Raw genomic sequence first — 16,865 nt, forward strand, 5'->3', positions numbered from 1 at the left:
CCCGCGGAAGTTCAGCGGTTGCGGCCCGCCAGCCGCACGGCCAATGCCGCCGCCGATGCCGCGCAGGCCAGGGCCGCCACCCCGCCCCAGCCCCACTGCGCCAGGGCCAGTGCGCCCAGTGCCGAGCCCGAGGCCATGCCGATGAACACGCCCGTGAACAGCAGCGCATTGAGCCGGCTGCGTGCAGCGGGGTCCAGGCCATACACCAGGGTCTGGTGTGCCACCAGCGTGGCCTGGATGCCGAAGTCGAAACCGATGGCGCTGGCCACCAGCAGCGGCAGCTGTGCGCCGGCCGGCAGCCAGGGCGACAGTGCCAGCACGGCAAAGGACGCCAGGGCCAGGCCCGCACCCAGGCAGGTCACGCGCTGCGGGCCGCTGCGGTCGGCCAGCCGGCCTGCCAGCGGCGCGGCCAGCGCACCGGCGGCGCCCGCCAGGCCCAGGGCGCCGGCTGCGGCGCTGCCCATGTGGAACTGCTGGTGCAGCATGACGGCCAGCGTGGACCAGAAGGCACTGAAGGCCACCGACAGCAGGCCCTGGGCCAGGGCCGCACGGCGCAGCGCGGGCTGGCCGCGCCACAGCTGCACCATGGAGCCCAGCAGCGCGCCATAGCCCAGTTGCGTGGTGGGCCTGAAACTGGGCAGCCCGCGCCACAGGGCCACCCCCAGCAGTGCCATGGCAGCGGCGGCCATCAGGTAGACGCTGCGCCAGCCGCCATGCTCGGCCAGCAGCCCGCTGACCACGCGCGACAGCAAAATGCCCAGCAGCAGCCCCGTCATCACCGTGCCCACCACCTTGCCACGCTGGTGCTCGGGCGCCAGCGTGGCGGCGGCCGGCACCACATCCTGCGCCAGGGTGGCAGCCAGGCCCACGGCCAGGCTGGCGGCCAGCAGCGGCGCCAGGCCCGGGGCCAGGCCGCTGGCCAGCAGGGCCAGCATCAGCGCGGCGGTCTTGGCCAGGATGATGCGCCGGCGGTCCATGCGGTCGCCCAGCGGGGCCAGCAGCAAAATGCCCAGCGCATAGCCCAGCTGGGTCAGCGTGGGCACAAAGCCCACGGCGCGCTCGCCCGCGCCCAGGTCGGGGCCGAGCACGCCCAGCATGGGCTGGCTGTAGTAGAGCGAGGCCACGCCCACGCCCGCCGTGGTCGCCATCAGCAGCACCAGCGACCGGGGCACGCCGGCTGCCTTTTCGCTGGTGGCCGCCTGGTTATGCGTAGATTGAATGCAAGACATGTTGATCCGCCGATACGGCGTGTTTGAGAAACGATGGCCGTAGTGTGGTGCGATGCAGCAGCCCACGGTAGTGGCTGCGTCCGCAGAATCGATATACGCTTGGCGTATGACCATCGCCGACCTCTCCCTGCCTTCGGGCGCAGACCGCATCGAACTGCTGCAGACCTTTGTGCGCATCGTCGAAAGCGGCAGCCTCTCGGCCGCCGCGCAGCAGATGTCCACCACCCAGCCCACGGTCAGCCGGCGCCTGCAGACGCTGGAGCGCGCGCTGGGCCTGCGCCTGCTGCGGCGCTCCACCCACGCCATGGCGCTGACCGACGACGGAGAGCGCTGCCTGGCCCATGCGCGCGAACTGCTCGATACATGGCGGGCGCTGGAGTCCGACCTGCGCGGCGCCCAGGACACGCCGCGCGGCCTGCTGCGCGTGGTCGCGCCCCACGCCTTCGGCCAGGACCAGCTCATGGCGCCGCTGCTGCAGTTCCTGGGCCGCCATCCGGCCGTCAAGGTCGAGTGGCTGCTGCATGACCGCCAGCCGGACTTCATTGCCGAGGGCATCGACTGCGCCGTGCAGGTGGGCGCCGTGGTCGATCCATCGGTGGTCGCGCTGCGCGTGGCCGAGGTGCCGCGCATTGCCGTGGCCGCGCCTGCCTTGCTGGGGCAGGGCAGCGTGCCCCAGCACCCGCGCGAGCTGCAGGGGCTGCCCTGGATTGCGCTGCGCACTTTCTACCAGCGCGAGCTGGAACTGCACCGCGTGGGCGATGAGCGGGTGTGCAAATCCTGGCGCCTGCAGTTCGAGCCCCGGCTCAGCACCGACAGCCTTTATGCGCTGCGCAACGCCGCCCTGGGCGGGCTGGGTGCAGCCCTGGCCTCGGCCTGGATCGTGCGCGACGATCTGGAGGCGGGCCGCCTGGTGCACCTGGCCCCGGACTGGCAGGCCGCGCCGCTGCCCGTGCACCTGGTGTATCCGCCGGCGCGCCACCAGCCGGCGCGCCTGCGCGCCTTCATCGCGGCCATGCGGGAGGTCATGCCGGGACTCACCGGAATGCGCGCGCCGCTGCCCTGAGCCGTTCGCCCGCCGCTGTTGCGGCGGCGCGTCACCGCCCGGTTTGCCAACGGTAAGCATGGCAACTGCATAGGATAATAAGAATCATTTGCGATCTTCTTCGCGATTGGCTTTTCCTCCATGCCGTCCCCCTCCACGCTACAACCGCCCGCCGAGCCCCTGCTGGCCCAGCTGGTGCAGCACTATGACGAACTGGTCGGTTTCCTGCGCCACCGCTTCGGCGATGAATGCCAGCCCCGCGAAATCGTCAACGAGCTGTGCCTGCGGTTGATGGAGCGGCCCGTTCCCCAGGGCATTGCCAACCCGCTGGCCTTTCTGCGGCATCTGGCGCGTGACCTGGCCATAGACCGCCATCGGGCCCAGGCGCGCCGGCCCGAAACGCCCTTCGATGGCGCCGAGCTGGAAGAGCGCCTTGCCCCCGCCGCCGCCATGCCGCTGTCCCCGCCCGAGCTGGCCGTGGCCGCCGCCCAGCGCCAGCGCGCGCTGCTGGTGGCGATAGAGCAGCTGCCCCAGGCCAGCCGCGAGGCCTTCATCCTCACCAAGCTCTACGGCATGCCGCAGGAAGAGGCCGCACAGCGCATGGGCATCTCGCGCGGCATGGTGGCCCGCCATCTGGCGCGTGCACTGCGCGATGTGCAGCCCGTGCTCACGGCCGACCATGCCGCCTGAGATCACGCGCAGCACAGGCGGCACGCGCAGCGCGCGCCAGGGTGCTTCTGCGCAGTCTTCGGGGCGCAGCGCCCATCTGCCCGTCGATGACGCCCTGGCCCCCTTTGCCGACATGCTGCGCCGGCACCTGCCCACGCCCGAGGAAATCGAGCAGGCCGCCGCCCAGCGCCAGAAGCTGCGCCAGCGCAGGGCGCTGCGCGCAGGCACGGCTGCGGCCCTGGCGGCGCTGGCGCTGCTGCTCTGGGCCGACCCCGCGCTGCAGCGCCAGACCCTGGCGACGGCCGTGGGCCAGCGCCAGAGCTGGCAACTGGCCGATGGCAGCGAGGTGCGGCTGAACACCGGCTCGCGCGTGCAAGTGGCGCAGCACCTGCGCTCGCGCCGCCTGGTGCTGGACCAGGGGGAGGCGTCCTTCGAGGTATCCCATGCCTTCTGGCACGGCTGGGTGCCCTGGCTGCAGCGGCCCTTCACCGTGCAGGCCGGCGGCGTGGTGGTGCAGGACATCGGCACCGTGTTCGGCGTGCACCGCCATGAGGATGGCGCCGACATCACCGTGCTGCAGGGCAGGGTGCGCGTGCATTCCATGGAGGGTGGCGGCGCACCCGTGGAGCTGTCCACCGGCCAGCACCTGCGCACGCGCGCCGGCCGGCCGCTGCCGCAGCTCGTGCCGGCAGAGGCGGGCGACGGCGCCGCTGCCCTGGCCGCCCTGGCCTGGCGGGAGGGCCGCCTGGTGCTGGACGGCACGCCGCTGTCCGAGGCCGTGGCGCAGATGCAGCGCTACCGCAGCGCCCCCATCGTGCTGGCCGACCGGCATGCTGCGCAGCTGCGCATCTCGGGGCAGTTCGACCTGGACCGCATCGACCAGCTGCTGGACCTGCTGCCGCGCCTTGCGCCCGTGCAGGTGCGGCATGAGGACGACGGCCGCGTGCTGATCTCCACGCGCCACAGGTAGGCGCAGGTAGGCGCAGGTAGGCGCAGGTAGGCGCAGGTAGGCCGCCCGGCAGTTGTCCCTGCAGCCGCTGGCCTGATCCAGAAATTTTCCGTGGCCATGTGTACAAACCTGCGCGCTGCAGCGGCTTACAGGCAGACCGGCATCGCGCCCGGGGCCGAACAGGCCCTGGAGGGGCCTGCCGCCACCGCCGTACCCCGTATTCCGTACCCAACGCCTCAGGAGAGATGTCGCCATGAACCCTTCCCCTACCGTCACCGGCCTGCCGCGCCTTCGCATCGCGGCCCTGGCCGCCGCACTGTGCATTGCCGGCATGGCCCATGCCCAGCCCCTGGCCGTGGACCTGCCTGCCCAGCCGCTGGCCCAGTCGCTGAACGCGCTGGCGCGCCAAAGCGGCGCCCAGATCATCTTCCTCACTGATGTGGCCCAGGGCCTGCAGGCGCCCGCGCTGCGCGGCACGCTGGAAGTGCGTGAGGCCCTGCAGCGCCTGCTGGCCGGCAGCGGCCTGCAGGTGCGTGCGCAGGATGAGCGCACCTTCACCGTGGAGCGCAGCGGCGGCCCGGCTGCCAGCTCCGGCGCGGCAGGCGCCGTCATGGCAGAAGTGCGCGTGCTGGCCTCGCGCGCGGAGGACACGGCCTACTACGCCCCCTCGGCCGCCAGCGGCACCAAGACCGAGGCGCCGCTGCGCGACGTGCCCCAGACCATCAATGTGATCCCCCAGCAGGTCATGCGCGACCAGGCGGCCACCTCGCTGCAGGACACGCTGCGCAACGTGGCCGGCATCGGCCTTTCGCACGGCGACGGCCAGCGCGACCAGGTCAGCATCCGCGGCTTCACCAGCATCGGCGATCAGTTCGTGGACGGCTTCCGCGACGACGCGCTGTATTTCCGCGACCTCTCCAACATCGAGCGCGTGGAAGTCGTCAAGGGCCCGGCCGCCGTGCTCTATGGCCGCGGCTCCTCGGGCGGCCTGGTCAACCGCGTGACCAAGAAGCCGGGCGTCAATGTCTCCGACGTGGCCGTCAGCGTGGGAAGCTGGGCCGACAAGCGTGCCGAATTCGATGTGGGCCGCGCGCCCGAGGGCAGCGACTGGTCCTGGCGCGTCACCGGCGCCGCCGAAGACGCCAACAGCTACCGCAGCCAGCAGTTCCTCAAGCGCGAGACCATCGCCCCATCCGTCATGTGGAAGCCGGACGGCAACACCTCGCTGACGCTGCAGGCCGAGCTGCTGCGCGACAAGCGCGTCACCGACTTCGGCATTCCCGCCTACCGCGGCCGCCCCGTGGATGTGGCGCCCGGCACCTACTACGGCTCGGCCAATGCGCGCGATGCGGACACCTCCGAATCCACCGTGGGCTCCTTCACCGCCACCTTCAACCACCGCTTCTCGGACACGCTGCGCGTGCGCAACGCGCTGCGCTACTACCACTACGAGCTGGACCGCCAGAACACCTTGCCGGCCGGCACCACCAACGAGGCGGCCGGCACCGTGGCGCTGACCCGCTCGGGCGTGGACCGCAACGAGCACGGCATCTTCAACCAGACCGAGCTGATCCAGAATTTCAGCACCGGCAGCGTGCTGCATGAAGTGCTCTACGGCCTGGAGCTGGGCCAGCAGAACAAGGATGCGCTGTCCTACAGCGGCGGCACCCTGGCCAACGTGAACCTCTGGAACCCCGTGCTGCCCGTGGCCCCGCTCAACGGCGGCGGCACCCTGAGCGGCAGCACGCTCAACCGCTACCTCACGCGGGCCCTGTACCTGCAGGACCAGGTCACGCTGTCGCCGCAGTGGAAGCTGCTGGTGGGCCTGCGCTATGACCGCTTCGGCCAGGAAACCGACAACCGCCTGGCCGGCCAGAGCGATTTCAGCCGCACGGACTCCACCTGGAGCCCGCGCGCCGGCCTGGTGTGGCAGCCCGATGCCGTGCAGTCCTATTACCTGTCGGTCAGCCGCTCCTACCAGCCTTCGGCCGAGATGTTTGCGCTGTCGGCCACCAATGCCGCCATCAAGCCGGAAAGCACCACCAACTATGAAGTGGGCGGCAAATGGGACCTGATGGACGGCAAGGCCATGGCGACGGCATCGCTGTTCCAGCTGGAACGCACCGACATCAAGACCACCAACCCGGCCCAGCCCACCCAGCTGATCCCCATCGGCACGCAGCGCACGCGCGGCCTGGAGCTGTCGCTGTCCGGCGAACTGCGCCCCGGCACCCAGGCCACCTTCAGCTACGCCTACCTGGATGCCGTGGTCACCGAATCCACCACCGTGGACGCCGGCCAGCCCGTGCAGGGCAAGCGCGCCACCATCACGCCCAGGAACTCCCTGTCTGTCTGGCTCACCCAGCGCCTGGGCGATGCCTGGACCGTGGGCGGCGGCCTCAACTACGTGGGCGACCGCTTTGCCAACCCCGGCAACACCGTCACGCTGCCCGCCTACACGGTGGTGGATGCCATGGCCCAGTACCGCATCGGCCGTGCCACCACGGTGCAGCTGAACCTGCGCAACCTGTTCGACCGCCGCTATATCGTCTCGGCCCACGGCACCAGCCCCAACCTGAACCTGCCCGGTGCGCCGCGCAATGTGATGGTGACGCTGCGGCACAGCTTCTGAGGCCGCGCCGGCAGCGCCGGCCTCCGCAAAAGACAAAGGCCCACGCAAGTGGGCCTTTGTCCATCCGGGCCGTGCCGTTTACTCGGTCGCCTTCTTCAGCGATTCCTTGGCGTTGTCTGCCGACTGCTTGGAGCGCTTCTTGTGGTAGTCCGACTTGACGTTGTTCACGGCCTTGCCGACCGGCCCGCTGTCCTTGGCCTTGGCGTCGGCCTGCTTTTCCTTCACCTTGTGGTCTGCGGCGTTGGCGGCCTCGGAGGCGGCCTTGCCCACCTGGGCGTGGGCGGTCGACAGGCCTGCGGCGAAGGCAAGGGAAATGGCGGTGGCAAGCAGCAGTTTTTTCATGGAATAGGTGTCCTGTGATGAGGTGGCTGCATCGTGCGCCAGTGCGCTGGTGCCGCCTTGTAGGAGCAGGGCTGTGCTGTGCGCGGGCACTGCGGCCCAAGCGCAGAAGGGCTTCCGACGGTAGCTTGCTTCGGTGTCCGACATGGGGCAGCCGGCCGAGCTTCTAGCCTTGGACCAACCCCCGCCAACACCCAAGAAGGACACACCATGATCACAGCCGAACCCACCATGACCAACCTCTTCGATCAGCTGGGACTGGACTCCAGCCCGGAGGGCATCCGTCAGTTCATTCTTTCGCACCGCCTGGAGAAAAACACGCTGCTGGTGGACGCGCCGTTCTGGACCGACGCGCAACGCGCCCTGTTCTCGCAGCAGTGGCATGCCGATGCGACCTGGGCGCTGGTGGTGGACCAGCTCAGCGAGGCCTTGCATTCCGAGCCCGACCTGGACGCCGTGCCTGCCCCAGCGGCTTCCGAGCACGAGCAGGAAGCGCGTCCCTGATCCTGTGATGCAACCGCTTGCGATGAATCCGTGCTGCTTACAATTTTCGCGGCGCATTCAACCCATTTGCCTACGGAGTCGCTCACATGCTGACCTCGAATGGTCTGGCGTCGGCCTCTCCAGGCTCCGACGCTCTTTTGCCCCTTGACCCGGGCCACGCCGTTCTGGATGCGTTTCCCGACGCCGTCTTTGTCGTCGGGCTCGACGGCCGTCTGGCCCACTGCAACCGCCAGGCCCGCAGCCTGCTGGACCACTCCGGAGATGCGCTGGAGGGCAGCGTTTTCGAAGAGTGTTTCGTCGCCCAGGCTGCGCGTTCGGGCTGGGCAAGCCGCCAATGGGAGCCTCCTGCCCAGGCCGCACAGCCTAGGCGGGCCAGCTGCTGGCCGCTGCTGACCTGTTCAGGGCGCGAGCGGCCCGTGGCTTCGAGCACATCGCGCATACGGCTGCCGGACGGCAGCCCGGCGTTGCTGCTGTGCGTGCGCGAGGCTGATGCGCACCCGCCGCCCCTGTCCAGCCCGCTTTCCAGCGCCGAGCGCAGCTTTGCCTTGCTGGTGCAAAGCGTGACCGACTATGCGATCTACATGCTCGACCCCGAAGGCCGCATCGTGAGCTGGAACCTGGGCGCCAAACGCATCAAGGGCTATGAGGAGGAGGAGGTCCTCAACACCCATTTCTCGCGCTTTTACACGCCCGAAGACCAGCAGGCCGGGCTGCCCCAGGCGGGGCTGCGCACGGCGGTCAGCACGGGCCGCATGGAGGCCGAAGGCCTGCGCGTGCGCAAGGATGGCTCGCGCTTTTGGGCCTCGGTGGTCATCGATGCCATCTACGATGACGGCCGGCTGATCGGCTTTGCCAAGGTCACCCGCGATGTGACCGAGCGCAAGGCCGCCGAATCCCAGCTGCGCCAGGCCTTGAAGATGGAGGCCATCGGCCGCTTCACGGGCGGCGTGGCCCATGACTTCAACAACCTGCTGATGGCGGTGCTCAGCAGCCTGGAGCTGCTGCGCAAGCGCATGCCGCCCGACGAGCGGCTGCGCGCGCTGGTGGAAACCGCCACGCGCGGCGCCCAGCGTGGCGCCTCGCTGACTCAGCGCATGATGGCCTTTGCGCGGCAGCAGGAATTGAAGACGGAGGCCGTGGACGTGGCGGTGCTGCTGTCGGGCCTGCAAGGCCTGCTGCAGCAGGCGGCCGGCCCGCATATCTTTCTCAAGATGGCCCTGGCCGCCAACCTGCCGCGCATCCTCACCGATCCCAGCCAGTTCGAGAGCAGCATGCTCAACCTCGTCGCCAACTCGCGCGACGCCATGCCGGGCGGCGGCGTCATCAAGATCGTGGCGGCCGTGGAAACGATGCTGCCGCGCCAGCTTGCAGGCCTTGCCGCAGGCTCTTATGTCTGCGTGCGCGTGGAGGACACCGGCGAGGGCATGGACGAGCAGACGCTGTCCCGCGTGGTCGAGCCCTTCTTCACCACCAAGGGCGTGGGCAAGGGCACCGGCCTGGGCCTGGCCATGGTGGACGGGCTGGTGGCCCAATCCGGCGGCAAGCTCGTGCTGCACAGCACACCGGGCAACGGCACCACGGTGGAGATGTGGATGCCCATCTCCAAGGACGAGAGCACGGCCTGCCACATGGGCGCCCAGCGCACGCAGGACGTGGGACCCATGGACGTGCTGCTGGTGGACGACGACCCGCTGGTGTTGGCCAACGCCTCGGCCCTGCTGGAGGACCTGGGCCACCGTGTCACGGCCCTCGGCGCCGGGCAGGAGGCCATCGACCTGCTGGCGCGCCAGGCACGCTTTGACGTGGTCATCTCCGACTACGCCATGCCCGGCATGAACGGCGTCGAGCTGGCCGAACACATTGCGCAGCGGTATCCGGGCTTGAATTTCATCCTGGCCAGCGGCTTTGCAGACATCCCGGCGCTGCCGCCTGGAATGACGCGGCTGGCCAAGCCGTATTCGCAGGAGGATCTGAGCCAGTTGCTGCATCAGTTGGTGAGGGCGTGAGCACCCATGGAAATGGCCTGCGAAGCGTTTTCGCAAGCCATCACATCAAGATGGCAGGGTGGAAACAATGGCGCGATTGGCCTGCAGGTGGGCTTCAATCGACGCCAATTGCGCGTCGTAATCACTGATGACTTGCTGCGCGGAGGTACTCCGCGGCATCCTGGTTTTTAGAAAAACAAGAACGGGTATGACGATCAAGGAAAGCATCCACGCCAACGTGAGCGCAGTGTTGATGGCAGGCATCTTGATCTGGTTTATCGCCGTAGGACCCGCAAGAAGCAGGACGAGGAAGCTGATGCCGGCCAGCTTCAACCTTCGGCCGCGTGCGTGTGCACGCTTCTTTTGATGGGCTTCCAACGCTTGTGCACGCAGCGCAAGAATCTGGTGCTTTTCTTGCGTCAGCCTTGGAATGGCCAGTTCTGCCGCTGTGCGATCCGTGCCCCGTTGGATGGCCTGAAGGGAGTTTTCCACCTTTTTCAGTGAAATGATTCCGCCTTGACGTTCAAGAATTTGGGCGCTTCCGCAATGCGCGCAGATGAAGCGTTCCGTATCACTTCCAATCTCCAGTGGAGCGGAGCAATTGGCACAAGACAAGCTGTATATCGGCAAGCCACTCTCCCGTTTTTCTGGGGCAATCCAAAGCCAAAGCTGCCCATGCATGCCAAGTCACCCGGCCGTATTCATTGCTTCGCCCATGGGCAGCGAGCCGGGCAGTGTAGCGCTGAATGCGGCGGGTTTGACCAGGCTGCATGCGCAGCCGGACCTGCTCCAGTTGTTGCAGCCGTGGGGGAGGGCTCAGACACCTGCCTTCTCGAACAGCCGGCGCAATACCTGCATGGGCAGGAACCTGACCTTTCGCCGTTTCAGTTCCCGCCGGAACAGGCGCTCGCGTTCAATGAAGTTGATCTTGGGTTTCATCTTTTTTTGGGGCTGCAATGGACGAAACGCGCCAATCTACTGGTGAACGCCGCAGCTCCTGTAACACCGTGTCAGCGACGCTTCGGGATTGCCGGTTGCCGGTTGCCGGTTGCCGGTTGCAGTTTGCCGCTCGGCCCTATGGCCCGCGCCATTGGGCATGCCGCACGCCAAGCTGCAGCTGCTGGATGCGGCGGTGGATGGTGGAGCGGCTGACGCCGAGCTGGCGCGCCGCCTCGGAGACGTTGCCCTGGCATTGGGCCAGCAGTTGCTCCAGCGCCTGTGCGGCGGGCTCGCTGGTGTTGCTGGCCAGGGCGGCGGTGCAGGGCGGGGTGCCGTGCAGCGCGTCGGGTAGGTGGTCGGGCTCGATGCTGCCGTCGCCATCGTTCCCGCACAGGGCTGCGGCGTAGCGCAGCGCGTTGTGCAGCTCGCGCAGGTTGCCGGGCCAGGCGTGCGCGGCCAGCAGCGCGCGGGCCGCGTCGCCCAGGTGCAGATGGCTGCCCAGCGTGGCCAGCATCTGGTCGGCAATCGCCTGCAGGTCGCTGCGCTGGCGCAGGGCGGGCAGTTGCAGCTCGGCGGCATTGAGGCGGTAAAGCAGGTCTTCGCGGAAGCTGCCGCGCCGCACCAGTTCGGCCAGCGGGCGGTGTGAGGCCGAGATGACGCGAACGGACACCGCCCGTGGCGCGCGGGCGCCCAGCGGGGTGATTTCGGATTCGGACAGGACACGCAGCAGCTTGGCTTGCAGGGCCAGTGGCATATCGCCGATCTCGTCGAGGAACAGCGTGCCTTCGTGCGCCGCGGCGATCAGGCCCTCGCGGCCCTTGCTGGCGCCGCCGGTCCAAGTGCCGGGCAGGTAGCCGAACAGCTCGCTTTCCAGCAGTGCCTCTGGAATGGCCGCGCAGTTGATGGCGACAAAGGCGCCGCTGCGGCCGCTGCTGGCATGCAGCGCGCGGGCCAGGTATTCCTTGCCTGCGCCGGTCTCCCCCTGCACCAGGATGGGCAGCGTTTGCGGCGCGAGCCGTGCGGCCTTGCGCAGCAGCGTCTGCAGCTTGGCATCGCCCGTGTCCAGCGCCTGCAGCGCTGCCGGCAGCGGGGGCTGCGCCGGCGTTGCCTGCGCGCGCAGGCGGCGTGTCGGGCGCTGCGGCTCCATGGCATGGGCGAAGAGGATGCTGCCGTCGCGGGCGCGGATGATGCGCTCCTGCGCCGGGCGATGGCGGCGCAGCTCGGGCAGGTGGCGCAGGTCCACGTCGAAGAAGCGCTCCAGCGGCTGGTCGATGAGCTTGTGGCGCTGGCGCCAGTCCAGCTGCGCGGCGGCCACCAGCAGGCGGGCGCCTGCGTGGGTCATGGCGCGGATGCGGCCCCGTGCGTCCACGCTGATGGAGGCGTCGGGATCGACGTCGAGGAAATCGGGCGACTGCGCCAGGCGCACCACCCAGTCCTGGCCGGACTGGGCCATCAGGTTGGCCTGCTCCACGCGCCGCGCGGCGGCCACGACGAGGTTGAGCGCCAGGTTCTGGCTGGCCCGCTCGGCGGGTGAGCGCAGCAGCGACAGGTCCAGCACCGCAGCGAGTTCGCCGTGCATGTCGTAGATGGGCGCGGCCGTGCAGGACAGACCGGTGTGGGTGAAGTCGAAATGGTCGCTCTGGTGCACGGTCAGCGCCTCGCCCGTTTCCAGGCAGGCGCCCACGGCCGAGGTGCCCGAGTGGTCCTCGCGCCACTGCGCGCCCAGGTACAGGCCTGCGCGGCGCAGGTCGCCAGCGTCGGCCTCATGCCCGAGGAAGTCCACGGCCACGCCGTGCCGGTCCGCCAGCAGCAGCACGTAGTCCAGGCCCTTGAGCTGCTGGTACAGCCGCTCCAGCGCATGGCGGGCGATGTGGATCAGTGGCTCGGACTCCTCGCGGTGCGCGCGCAGCTGGCCGTCGGTCACGATGTGGGCTTCGCTGGTATGCGCCGGGTCAAGCCGGTGGGAGTCGATGCACCGGCGCCAGCTGCGCAGCACGGCGCGGTCGCGCTCCTGCCCGCGGTTGGAGTAGCCCAGGCCGAAGGCTTCGATTTCCTGGATGTGCGAGGCGTAGGACTGCAGGGGCATGGCGTGGAGTCGATGCGGGCTTTGAACGTGCCGCAGACGATTCTGTGCCCTGCACGGCGCAGCGCCAATCAAGACTTACCCACTGCCCCTGCTGCGCTGCAGCACGCCTGGTGCGACAGGTGTCGCAGGGCTGCCCCACCTGTCGCGGGCGGCAACGCCGGGCAGCGATTTGCAAGGCCCAGGGTTTGTACCGGAGGCGCGCAGGCAACCCCTTGATTTGCCTGGCGCATCCCGCCGCTGGGCCTGCCTGGCATGGTGATTGCGTAAGAGCGCCTGCCCGAAGAAAAACCAGCGGGCATGACCGCATCAAGGAGACAACCATGACCGATACGACGCCCAACGCCCGCGCCAAGGCGCTGCTTGACCAACTCAACCATGCCCTGGGAGACCGCGACTTCGCGGCCGCCAGCCGCCTGTTCGCCGATGAATGCTATTGGCGCGACCTGGTGCTGCTGACCTGGAACATCAAGACCATGGAAGGGCGCAGCCAGATCGCCGACATGCTGGCTGCGCAGCTGGACGCCGCGGCGCCCGTGCGCTTTTCGCTGGACGAGCGCGAGGCGGTGGAGGAGGCCGATGGCGTGGTGTCCGCCTGGATCGTGATCGATACGCGCCATGCGCGCGGCGGCGGCCATGTCCGCATCAGGGACGGGCGCATCTGGACGCTGCTGACGGCCGCCCAGGAGCTCAAGGGCCATGAAGAACCCATGGGCACGCGCCGCCCGATGGGGGCCGAGCACGGCATCCGGCGTGGCCGCCAGACCTGGCTGGAGCGCCGCCAGCAGGAGGCCCAGGAGCTGGGCCGCGACAAGCAGCCTTTCGTGCTCGTCATCGGCGGCGGCCAGGGCGGCATTGCGCTGGGCGCGCGGCTGCGCCAGCTGGGGGTATCGCACATCGTCATCGACCGCCAGGCGCGCCCCGGCGACCAGTGGCGCAATCGCTATAAATCGCTGTGCCTGCACGACCCGGTCTGGTACGACCACCTGCCGTACATGCCGTTCCCGGACAACTGGCCCGTGTTCGCGCCCAAGGACAAGATCGGCGACTGGCTGGAGATGTACACCAAGGTGATGGAGGTCAACTACTGGCCGTCCACCAACTGCCTGAACGCCCGCTTCGATGAGGACAGGCAGGAATGGGAAGTCACCGTGGAGCGCAACGGCGAGACGCAGGTGCTGCGCCCCAAACATGTGGTGTTCGCCACCGGCATGTCGGGCAAGGCGAATGTGCCCAAGATCAAGGGCCAGGACGTCTTCAAGGGCGAGCAGCAGCACTCGTCCCAGCACCATGGACCGGACGCCTATGCGGGCAAGAAGGTGGTGGTGATCGGCGCCAACAATTCGGCGCACGACATCTGCGCGGCCCTGTGGGAGCACGGCGCCGATGTGACCATGGTGCAGCGCTCGTCCACGCACATCGTGCGCTCCGATTCGCTGATGGACATCGGCCTGGGCGACCTGTATTCGGAGCGCGCCGTGGCCAGCGGCGTGACGACCAGGAAGGCGGACCTGATCTTCGCCTCGCTGCCCTACCGCATCATGGCCGACTTCCAGGTGCCGGTGTACAACCGCATCCGCGAGCGCGACGCGGACTTCTACCGCAAGCTAGAGGCGACCGGCTTCATGCTGGACTTCGGTGATGACGACTCCGGCCTTTTCATGAAGTACCTGCGCCGCGCCTCGGGCTACTACATCGACGTGGGGGCCTGCGATCTGGTGATCGACGGCAGCATCAAGCTGCAGGCGGGCAAGCAGATCAGCCACCTGTCGGAAAACGCGGTGGTGCTGGCCGATGGCACCGAGCTGCCGGCCGACCTGGTGGTCTACGCAACCGGCTATGGCTCCATGAACGGCTGGGTGGCCGACCTGATCAGCCAGGAGGTGGCAGACAAGGTGGGCAAGGTCTGGGGCCTGGGCTCGGACACCACCAAGGACCCGGGGCCGTGGGAGGGTGAGCAGCGCAACATGTGGAAGCCCACGCAGCAAGAGGCGCTGTGGTTCCACGGCGGCAACCTGCACCAGTCGCGCCACTATTCGCTGTACCTGGCGCTGCAGCTCAAGGCGCGGCAGGAAGGCCTGCCAGTGCGTGTCTATGACCTGCAGCAAGTTCATCACCTGCGGTAAGGCCGAATAATCGCCATGGGGCGGCTGTGCCGCCCGCCAACCCAGCCTTGCAAAACAGAAAGTTCAATCATGAAAGCAGCACGTTTCTACGACCGGGGCGACATCCGCATCGAAGACATCCCCGAACCCGTGGTGGAGCCCGGCACCGTGGGCATCGAGGTGGCCTGGTGCGGCATCTGCGGCACGGATTTGCATGAGTTCATGGAAGGGCCGATCTTCATTCCGCCCTGCGGCCATCCGCACCCCATCTCGGGCGAGTCCGCACCCATCACCATGGGGCACGAGTTCTCCGGCGTGGTGTACGCCGTGGGCGCGGGTGTCGACGATATCAAGGTCGGTCAGCACGTCGTGGTGGAGCCCTACATCGTGGCCGACGACGTGCCCACGGGGCCGGGCGACCACTACCACCTGTCCAAGGACATGAATTTCATCGGCCTGGGCGGGCGTGGCGGCGGGCTGTCCGAGCGGATTGCGGTCAAGCGCCGCTGGGTGCACCCGATCTCCAATGCCATTCCACTGGACCAGGCCGCGCTGATCGAGCCGCTGTCCGTGGGCCACCATGCCTATACCCGCAGCGGAGCGAAGGCGGGTGATGTGGCGCTGGTCGGCGGCGCAGGCCCCATCGGCCTGCTGCTGTCCGCCATCCTGAAGGCCAAGGGCCTGACGGTGGTCATCACCGAACTGAGCGCCAAGCGCAAGCAGAAGGCGCGTGAATCGGGCGTGGCCGATCACATCCTGGACCCCTCCGAAGTGGACGTGGTGGCCGAGGTGATGAAGCTCACCGGCGGCAAGGGCGTGGATGTGTCGTTCGAGTGCTCCAGCGTGAACAAGGTGCTGGACACGCTGGTGGCCGTGACGAAGGCCACGGGCGTGGTGGTGATCGTGTCCATCTGGAGCCATCCGGCCACCATCAACGTGCACAGCGTGGTCATGAAGGAGCTGGACGTGCGCGGCACCATTGCCTACTGCAACGACCACCAGGAAACCATCAAGCTGGTCGAGGAGGGCAAGATCAACCTCGAGCCCTTCATCACCCAGCGCATCCAGCTCGATGACCTGGTGGCGCAGGGCTTTGACACGCTGATCCACAACAACGAATCGGCGGTGAAGATCATCGTGCAGCCACGGCTCAGGTAGGCCGGGCGGCAGGCCTGAATCGAACCCGCTGCGATCAGGAGCGGGTTCGCCCGATTCCTGTCGTGCGGTCACACGCTGCACAAAGAAAAAAGCCCTTGATTGAATCAATCAAGGGCTTAGATCATTTTGGCGGAGAGGGCGGGATTCGAACCCGCGGTGGGGATTAGCCCACACACGCTTTCCAGGCGTGCGACTTAAACCGCTCATCCACCTCTCCGAAGACCGCGATTCTAGCATCGATTTTTGGAGGCGGCGGCGAAGTTGCCTGCCTGCGTGATCGGCACGCCTTGGACGGCTGGCACTTGCGGCATGGCCCGCACCTGCGCCTGCAGCCACGTGCACAGGGTGTCGAGCCGGGCAGGCGCGGCGGTGCTGCGGCGCAGTGCCAGGTAGCGGTAGCCGGAGGCCGTGAAGCCGAAGGGTGCCAGCAGGCGGCCGGCCTGCACGTCGTCCATCACCAGGTGCCAGGGAGCAACGGCTGCACCCAGGCCGCGCAGCGCCGCTTCCAGCGTGAAGTAGTAGTGCTCGTAGACGGGGCCTGCCGCTGCGGGCGGGGCCATGCCCATGGAGGCGGCCCACAGGTCCCAGGCATCGCGCCGGCCGCGCGTGTGCAGCAAGGGGAGGCTGGCCAGGTCCTGGGGCCGCGCGACAAGCCCGGCCATTGCGGGGGACATCACGGGGCCCAGGTATTCGTCGAAAAGCGGCAGCGCCATCTCGTCGTCTGCAATGGCCTGGCCGCTGTTGCCGCTGCTGTCGCGGTCGGTGGGGATGGCCGTGATGAGCAGGTCGCAGCCTTCGCGTGCAGCGTCGGTGCCGGTGTCCGTGGTGCGCAGGCGCACCTCGATGCCGGGGTGGTGCGCGTGGAAGTCGAACAGCCGGGGGATCAGCCATTTGACGGTGAAGGTGCTGAAGCAGGCCACGTCCAGCGGGCCTTCGTGGGCGTCGCCCAGGCTGCGCACCGCCTCATGGATCTGCTCGAAGGCCTGGGTGAGCGCGGGCTGCAGGGTGCGCGCCGCTGCGGTGAGCGTGGGGCGGGCCTTGGTGCCCGCGAACAGCGCCAGGCCCAGGTGCTGCTCCAGTTGCCGTACCTGGCGGCTGACGGCGCCGGGCGAGACGCACAGCTCGTCTGCCGCCGCCGTCATGCGGCCCAGGCGTGCGGCAGCTTCAAAGGCGCGCAGGGCGGCCAGCGGGGGCAGGCGGCGGGTCATGGGTGGGGTCATGAGTCGGGTCA

Annotated in this window: 14 protein-coding genes and 1 tRNA gene; 8 read left to right on the forward strand and 7 right to left on the reverse strand. The window is 68.4% G+C overall.

The window, feature by feature from the left end:
- Positions 1-11 precede the first annotated feature (11 nt).
- Positions 12-1,229 carry an MFS transporter gene (locus BO996_RS13715; protein ID WP_071955047.1) on the reverse strand — a complete coding sequence of 406 codons (1,218 nt, stop codon included), beginning with the start codon at positions 1,227-1,229 and terminating at the stop codon, positions 12-14.
- A gap of 106 nt (positions 1,230-1,335) precedes the next feature.
- Between BO996_RS13715 and BO996_RS13720 the strand changes: the two genes are divergently transcribed.
- The 4 genes from BO996_RS13720 (at position 1,336) to BO996_RS13735 (ending at position 6,521) form a co-directional block, all read left to right on the forward strand.
- Positions 1,336-2,292 carry a LysR family transcriptional regulator gene (locus BO996_RS13720; RefSeq protein ID WP_013803067.1) on the forward strand — a complete coding sequence of 319 codons (957 nt, stop codon included), beginning with the start codon at positions 1,336-1,338 and terminating at the stop codon, positions 2,290-2,292.
- A 120-nt stretch (positions 2,293-2,412) separates the two neighbouring features.
- Positions 2,413-2,961: an RNA polymerase sigma factor gene (locus BO996_RS13725; protein ID WP_013803066.1), complete on the forward strand. Its 549-nt coding sequence runs from the start codon at positions 2,413-2,415 to the stop codon at positions 2,959-2,961.
- Positions 2,951-3,910 carry a FecR family protein gene (locus BO996_RS13730; protein ID WP_083571152.1) on the forward strand — a complete coding sequence of 320 codons (960 nt, stop codon included), beginning with the start codon at positions 2,951-2,953 and terminating at the stop codon, positions 3,908-3,910. The genes BO996_RS13725 and BO996_RS13730 overlap by 11 nt, the downstream gene beginning before the upstream one ends.
- 232 nt (positions 3,911-4,142) lie before the next feature.
- Entirely contained in the window at positions 4,143-6,521 is a 2,379-nt protein-coding gene (locus BO996_RS13735; protein ID WP_071955049.1) for a TonB-dependent siderophore receptor, read from the forward strand.
- A 78-nt stretch (positions 6,522-6,599) separates the two neighbouring features.
- Here the strand turns inward: BO996_RS13735 and BO996_RS13740 are convergent, their stop codons facing one another.
- The gene (locus BO996_RS13740; RefSeq protein ID WP_071955051.1) at positions 6,600-6,863 is read right to left on the reverse strand and encodes a hypothetical protein; all 264 of its coding nucleotides are present in this window, start codon (positions 6,861-6,863) and stop codon (positions 6,600-6,602) included.
- Between the two features lie 207 nt (positions 6,864-7,070).
- Between BO996_RS13740 and BO996_RS13745 the strand changes: the two genes are divergently transcribed.
- Together BO996_RS13745 and BO996_RS13750 are read left to right on the forward strand one after the other, a co-directional pair.
- The gene (locus BO996_RS13745) at positions 7,071-7,364 is read left to right on the forward strand and encodes a DUF2789 domain-containing protein (RefSeq protein WP_012204803.1); all 294 of its coding nucleotides are present in this window, start codon (positions 7,071-7,073) and stop codon (positions 7,362-7,364) included.
- An 86-nt stretch (positions 7,365-7,450) separates the two neighbouring features.
- On the forward strand, positions 7,451-9,370 hold the full coding sequence (locus BO996_RS13750) for a hybrid sensor histidine kinase/response regulator (RefSeq protein ID WP_071955053.1): 1,920 nt from the start codon (positions 7,451-7,453) through the stop codon (positions 9,368-9,370).
- Positions 9,371-9,415: 45 nt separating this feature from the next.
- Here BO996_RS13750 and BO996_RS13755 read toward each other — a convergent pair whose 3' ends face one another.
- The 3 genes from BO996_RS13755 to BO996_RS13760 form a co-directional block, all read right to left on the reverse strand.
- Complete coding sequence (locus tag BO996_RS13755; protein ID WP_071955055.1) at positions 9,416-10,030, reverse strand: hypothetical protein; 615 nt, start codon at positions 10,028-10,030, stop codon at positions 9,416-9,418.
- A gap of 135 nt (positions 10,031-10,165) precedes the next feature.
- The gene (locus BO996_RS29940) at positions 10,166-10,288 is read right to left on the reverse strand and encodes a hypothetical protein (RefSeq protein WP_013803059.1); all 123 of its coding nucleotides are present in this window, start codon (positions 10,286-10,288) and stop codon (positions 10,166-10,168) included.
- A gap of 136 nt (positions 10,289-10,424) precedes the next feature.
- Positions 10,425-12,374: a sigma-54-dependent Fis family transcriptional regulator gene (locus tag BO996_RS13760; protein ID WP_071955057.1), complete on the reverse strand. Its 1,950-nt coding sequence runs from the start codon at positions 12,372-12,374 to the stop codon at positions 10,425-10,427.
- A gap of 320 nt (positions 12,375-12,694) precedes the next feature.
- Between BO996_RS13760 and BO996_RS13765 the strand changes: the two genes are divergently transcribed.
- Positions 12,695-14,497 carry an NAD(P)/FAD-dependent oxidoreductase gene (locus BO996_RS13765; RefSeq protein ID WP_071955059.1) on the forward strand — a complete coding sequence of 601 codons (1,803 nt, stop codon included), beginning with the start codon at positions 12,695-12,697 and terminating at the stop codon, positions 14,495-14,497.
- 69 nt (positions 14,498-14,566) lie between these two features.
- Entirely contained in the window at positions 14,567-15,634 is a 1,068-nt protein-coding gene (locus tag BO996_RS13770) for a 2,3-butanediol dehydrogenase (RefSeq protein ID WP_013803056.1), read from the forward strand.
- A 127-nt stretch (positions 15,635-15,761) separates the two neighbouring features.
- On the opposite strand, the gene BO996_RS13775 is transcribed toward BO996_RS13770, so the two are convergent.
- Positions 15,762-15,851: transfer RNA gene (locus BO996_RS13775), tRNA-Ser, on the reverse strand.
- A gap of 13 nt (positions 15,852-15,864) precedes the next feature.
- Positions 15,865-16,842 (reverse strand): LysR substrate-binding domain-containing protein, encoded by a 978-nt coding sequence (locus tag BO996_RS13780; protein ID WP_071955061.1) that lies wholly within the window; start codon positions 16,840-16,842, stop codon positions 15,865-15,867.
- Positions 16,843-16,865 lie beyond the last annotated feature (23 nt).

It is taken from the genome of Delftia sp. HK171, from assembly GCF_001886655.1.
GTDB lineage: Bacteria > Pseudomonadota > Gammaproteobacteria > Burkholderiales > Burkholderiaceae_C > Comamonas > Comamonas acidovorans.